The sequence below is a fragment of the Roseibium denhamense genome (assembly GCF_009711415.1).
Taxonomy (GTDB): domain Bacteria; phylum Pseudomonadota; class Alphaproteobacteria; order Rhizobiales; family Stappiaceae; genus Roseibium; species Roseibium denhamense.
The window spans coordinates 1-4,496 of sequence record NZ_SMLZ01000058.1 but is presented as its reverse complement, the minus strand read 5'-3'; the positions used below and the strand labels follow the sequence as shown (position 1 = coordinate 4,496).

The following is a 4,496-nucleotide window of genomic DNA, read 5'->3' as shown; positions in this document are numbered from 1 at the left end:
TGCCTTTCTGTTCCTCACTGGTGTTCGGGACGGTGCCCTTGTCACTTTACGTCTCAAGCATGTGGACGTAGTAGGACGCCGTGTTCTCCAGGATGCCAGGGAAGTTAAAACCAAGTTTTCCAAGACCATGCGAACGACATGGTTTCCGGTAGAAAATGACATTTCTGCGATCGTGACGCGCTGGGTCGTGGAGAGACACACCTCAGGAGCAGAAGGCGATGATCCGCTCTTTCCAAGAACACCCAGTGCGGTTCGTAGCCCCCGCGCTAACCATAAGGAGGAATTCTGGAGAACCGCCGCGCCGGTGCGGGAGATCATCAGGAAGGCGACCCGCGTTGCAGGTGTTCCCTATTTTTGCCCGCATTCGATCAGGTCCACATTAGCCCGCATGTGCCTGACCTGGGCGCAATCACCTGTGGAACTGAAGGCTCTCAGCCAAAATCTGGGTCATGAAGACATGGCGACGACCATGGAGCACTACGCGACGCTCGGTGAAGGCCGTCAGCGTCAGTTGATCAATGGCATTTGGGAACGCGTTGAATTTCGAGACACAGATAGAGAACTTACAGATCTGATCAATCGAGTCTCGCCAGCAGATAGAGGTGTATTAAAGGCGATGGCACAAGCCCTTCTGAAGAGTTGAGCCACAGATGGTGGCTCTTGCCTTTCAAGGGGGCCCATCTGGGCTGGCGCGCCAACTCAGAGCGACAACTTCCCGAATTGGGTCAAATTTTCTTGTTATTTCTCTGCGCGTTCGAAAGTTGAAATAAAATTTTCTATTTCAAAATGATCTCTATGAGCTTTGCTTTTTTCAGATGCGTATCCGCACCTCTTCACTATGAATTTGCTTGCATCCTAGTGACGCATAACTGTTGCTCTGCGCAGAAAACGCAAACACCTCGATGGAGCAGAAGTAGAAAACCTCAGTTCTGCTTTCCTTACAATGGCAGCAGAACTTTCAAGCAGCGCGACATAGAAGTCTATCCAGCCTAATCTGCCCCGCGCACGGGAATGCTCTCTCCAGCTTTGGGTTGAACCAGGCGCTGAAGAACAAATACCAGAGCTGCAATCGTCAATCCGGCGAGGTCTGTCCAAAGCCCCCCCTCGATCATCAACAGAGCAGACGCGGCAAGGCCAAGCCGCAAGTAGGACGCGGCGACCTTGCCGAGGAACCAGCCCTGGACGCCTGAACTCAGCAGGAACACGCCCACGATTGCCGTTCCGCCAGCGCGCATGATGTCGAGGACATGGCCGTCCATGAGAATTGCCGAATTGTAGAAGAACATGAACGGTACAATGAACGCGGCCAGCCCGAACTTGAACGAGGTGACGGAGGTTGCCATCGGGTTCGCGCCGGAGATCCCCGCGGCTGCGTAGCTCGCCAACGCCACCGGTGGTGTAATTGCCGACAGAACGGCGAAATAAAAGACGAAGAAATGTGCCGTCAGCGTTGGAATGCCCAGCTGAACCAATCCCGGAGCCACCACTGAGGCCGCAACCGCGTAGGCAGCAGTTGTCGGCATGCCCATACCCAGCAGGATCGCGATGCACATGGCAAAGAAGAGGGCCAGGAGTTGACTGGTTGCTGCTAGGTCAAGAAGCAGACTTGAGAAACGGGCCCCGACACCCGTCAGGCTGATCACGCCGACGATGATGCCAGCACAGGCACACACGGCGATGATCTGGATCGACATCACACCAGCCAGCTCGAAGGCCTTGATTATCGAGCGAAGCCCCATGCGGTGCGGCGTGAACCAGGAGACGACAGCGGCTGAGACGGTTGCCAGCGTCCCGGCACGGATGACCGAATACCCCATGAAGAGGGCCGCGATCAGAATGACGATAGGCACGAAGAGATAGACCCGCGCCACCATGTCCCGGAAGTTAGGGAGCTCGTCGTCACGCATGCCGCGCATACCGAGTTTTGCTGCTTCGAAGTCAACCATGAAATAGATGGAGACAAAGTAGAGAACGGCCGGAATGATCGCGGCAATCGCGATATCCTGGTAGGGAATGCCCGTGATCTCCGCCATGATAAAGGCGCCTGCCCCCATGATAGGCGGCATGATCTGGCCGCCCGTGGAAGCGGCGGCCTCAACGGCCCCTGCAGTCTTCTTTTCGTAGCCGACCCGTTTCATAAGCGGAATCGTGAGCGAACCAGTGGCAACGACATTCCCGGCGGATGTGCCGTTGATCATGCCCATCAGTCCGGACGCGAAGATAGCCACTTTCGCCGGCCCTCCGCGCGCGCGTCCAGCTGCGGCAAAGGCGAAATTCACGAAATAGTCGCCCACTTTGGAGGCCTGAAGGAAAGCAGCGAAGATGATGAAGAGAATGATGTAGGTCGACGAAACCGCCGTGGTCGGCCCCAGAATACCGGCATCAGAATAAACATGTCCGAAGAAGCGCTGCCAAGTGTAGGCGTTTTGAACCGCCAGAATGCCGGGAAGCAGGTGGGCGCTGAATGTATAGATCAGGAACACGGCGGTGATGATGACCAGGGCAAGGCCAGCGACCCGGCGTGTGAGTTCCAGGATCATTGCAGATCCCGCCGTCGCGGCGAAGGCAACTCCGATCGGAACGAATGTTGTTCCGACGGAATTTCTGGCCGCCGTGTCATAGATGGCGATGAAATAGGTCGCGACAACCAAGGCGCAGACCGCAAGTACGACATCGGATGCGGCAAAGCGCTCGCGCCCCCGGCGCTCAAGCCAGCCCGCTACAATCGCTCCGAAGGTTGCGATCAGCAACGGAATGCCGAACCACCACACTTCGTTTTCGTAGATCTCTGTGCCCGGAAAAGCCGCCCAGGTCGTTAACCCGCCCATCTGCGGCAGGGTGCCTGAATGGATCATATGAACGAAACTGATCGCCGTTGCCCCCGAAACGAAGGCAGGCGCAAGAAGAAGCAGCGCGAGAATGCTGACGACACGTGTTTCTCGTTGCGGCGCGCCGGTTGCGTGAAAGAAGTGAGCGGAAAAGAGCAGAAAGCCGAGCGCCAGGGCACCGGCAATATGCGCAATACGGAAATTCCACGTCTCCATCGGAAACTGCGGCAGGAAGGGAATGGTTATCCCGGTCCATGCCGAAATGGAGACGCCATTGAGCGCAACCATGTGAAATGCCGCGTAAAGCGCGGACAGGCCTGCCATGACGAGATAGGCGCGCCCGTCAAAGAGACGGCGATTACTCTCGATCGGTTCTTCATCGACACCTTCAGCCAGAACTTTGTCGCCGACATCTTCGGCCGACTGGGCGATCTTGTCTGTCATGGGTTCCTGCAACGGCCGATTTTGGCGGCTCTGTCTTCTATTGTCGGGGTATTCACCGTCTCGCGCTCGGACGGGTCTTGTATAGATCCGGCACCCGCACGAGGAGGATCTCCCCGTGCAGGCACGACTGGCGATCAGTTGCCGTAGATCATGTCGGCAGGAATATCGGCGCCCTGGGTTTCCTGAAACCAGCGCGCAGCACCCGGGTGCCACTTCATGACCTGGTTGCGGTCCCAGAACTCCGGCAGCGTCGAACGGGCAGCCTTGTGAGTGGCGACCATGCGCTCATTGTCGGACATGACCGCCTTGACGACACCGTACACGAAGGTTTCAGGCAGATCGCAGTTGGCGATCGCGAAGTTCCACATGGAGACGGACCGTGCCGGGGCCTCCAGCGTTGTGTAGCTGTCTGCTGCAATGTCGAAATTTGCCACTGGAAAGGCCTTGGTGATAGCGGCCTGTTCTGCTTCGGTAAATTCAATGATGTTGATGTCAGTCTGCACTTCCAGCTGGCTAACAGCCGGAACTGGCACGCCTGCGGCGAACGCAATCACATCCAGGAGGCCGTCCTGCAGCTGACTACCGAGATCCGACCAGCCGCCGTTGCGGCGCTCGAACTTGACACCAAGCTCTTCCATCATACGAGGGAAATAGGTGTCGGACGTCGACCCGGCCGGGCCGAACCCGATCCGGGCACCTTCCGGAATGTCGGCAACGGAGCTGATGCCGGAGGAAGACAGGGCCGTGATCGAGAACGGGGTCTGGTACATCGGGAACATGGCGCAGGCCTTGTCCATTTTCAAACCGGGTGCGATCGGATTCGAACCGGCAATCGATTCAGCCGCAGGACCCATGGTGGTCATGCCGAACGGCAGGTCGCCGGAATGGACCAATGCCATGTTCTGCATTGGCCCGCCCGTAACCTCGGCAGCGCCGGATACACCAAGTTCTTCACCGGCAATGTTGGCCCAACCTGTGCCGTATCCGAAATAGGTTCCGCCCTGCGATCCCGTTCCCACGGTAAAGCTCTCGGGCCAGCCGGTCTTGTCGACTGTATCTGCGACCGTTGCGGTTGCGGTCAAGGCGGCGATCACAAAAGCGCCGGTCATCGTGATGATTTTCATGAGTTCCTCCACATATTCTTCGCAAAGGGTCCGTTGTCCCGGCTCACATCCTCCTGTGAGCGGCGGGGATGACCCTTCACCAAAATCCACGCTATACCGG

General features: G+C 57.4%; 3 protein-coding genes. 1 reads left to right on the top strand and 2 read right to left on the bottom strand.

From position 1 onward, the window contains the following. Positions 1–643 (top strand): site-specific integrase (locus E1180_RS00290; RefSeq protein WP_155189097.1); only part of this gene is annotated, 643 nt, incomplete at its 5' end. A gap of 346 nt (positions 644–989) precedes the next feature. Here the strand turns inward: E1180_RS00290 and E1180_RS00285 are convergent. Then, positions 990–3,272 (bottom strand): TRAP transporter permease, encoded by a 2,283-nt coding sequence (locus E1180_RS00285; RefSeq protein ID WP_155189096.1) that lies wholly within the window; start codon positions 3,270–3,272, stop codon positions 990–992. 134 nt (positions 3,273–3,406) lie between these two features. Then, positions 3,407–4,496, bottom strand: a 1,090-nt coding sequence (locus E1180_RS00280; RefSeq protein WP_244313911.1) for a TAXI family TRAP transporter solute-binding subunit, incomplete at its 5' end; no start/stop codon positions are given.